We start from the raw sequence: 1,299 nt of genomic DNA, 5'->3' as shown, positions 1-1,299 counted from the left end.
TGGGAGGTTATTTGGCATGCCTATTTTTAGTATAGCATGAAAAACTTTATGTTTTTATTGAAAAATGTTGACAAACTATTAGCTGGTTTTAATTAAATCCCCTAAATCCATATAGCTCAAGGGATTAAGACAGTTCAATCAAACGTTTGTTTAAATCTAGTATAGACAAAACGGACAACTAACTTCTGATATTTCAATCTGACTTTGTTTAAAATAATTACTTGACCACAAATGAAATGTTATTAAAATTAAATTTTGCAAAGACTAAAAAGAGAGTCCATATTTATACCAATGGACTCTCCCCCAATGACTTATCAACGTTTGCTATAATCTTGTCCAAAGATTGTAGTTTCCAACCGACAGATCAATTTTCGGAAGATCCTATTTATGAATTCTTAGAAAAGCGAGAAAGTGATTTACATCTTTGATCACTTGAGCAAAAGAAATGAAATCAAAATTATTGGACCGATGATGGGTGATATATGCCCTCAAAACTTTTTCATTTACAAACGAAAAATAGTGGACGTCTGTATGGTGATATAGAAACAAACAAAAGCGATCGAGCGATTGTTCAACCTCATCCGTCATCCTTATATTCCCTTGTTTATATTGACGCAGCAACAAGTCGAAACGTGATTCTCTTCTTATTGAATTAAGCATGATTTAATATTTCCTCTTCTATCAAATTTACAAAAGCTTCTTACCCCGAAATTAATTTCCAACAACCTAAACTTTAAATTTACTTATAGCTGTTTGCAGATTTAGAGCCATATGACTTAACGCCTCGGCCGAAGACGATATTTCCTCCATAGAAGCATTTTGTTCTTCTGCTGAAGCAGCTACGTTTTGCGTATTTCCCGCAGATTGTTCAGCAATATTGGCTACACCTTCCATCATCTCGACCATGTTCTGCGAGCTTGAATTTACTTGTTCTACAATGGCAGACACTTCTTGGGACTCTGCAGTTATCTGTTCAATAGACTTTACAATTTCTTGGAAGGCTTGGCCCGATTGATAAACCAATTGCATGCCTTCTTCTACAACAGATTCGCCACGAAGCATTGATTGAACAGCTTTCTCCGCTTCTCTTTGGATTTCTTGAATAAGCTCGCGTATTTGACCTGCTGCAATGCCAGACTGTTCGGCTAACTTCCTTACCTCATCAGCAACTACAGCAAATCCTTTTCCATGTTCCCCTGCCCTTGCGGCTTCAATCGCAGCATTTAATGCTAAAAGGTTCGTCTGGTTGGCAATTTGAGTAATCAACTCAACGATTTGACCAATTTCGACCGATTTATC

1 protein-coding gene is annotated in these 1,299 nt (G+C 36.6%); it reads right to left on the bottom strand.

Annotated features, from left to right (window positions below; all coding sequences use genetic code 11):
- Positions 1–726: 726 nt before the first annotated feature.
- Positions 727–1,299 (bottom strand): methyl-accepting chemotaxis protein (locus AR328_RS15385; protein WP_231734881.1); only part of this gene is annotated, 573 nt, incomplete at its 5' end.

It is taken from the genome of Bacillus sp. FJAT-29937 (assembly GCF_001509555.1).
Lineage (GTDB): Bacteria > Bacillota > Bacilli > Bacillales > Cytobacillaceae > Cytobacillus.
This window is presented reverse-complemented; position numbering and strand designations above follow the sequence as displayed.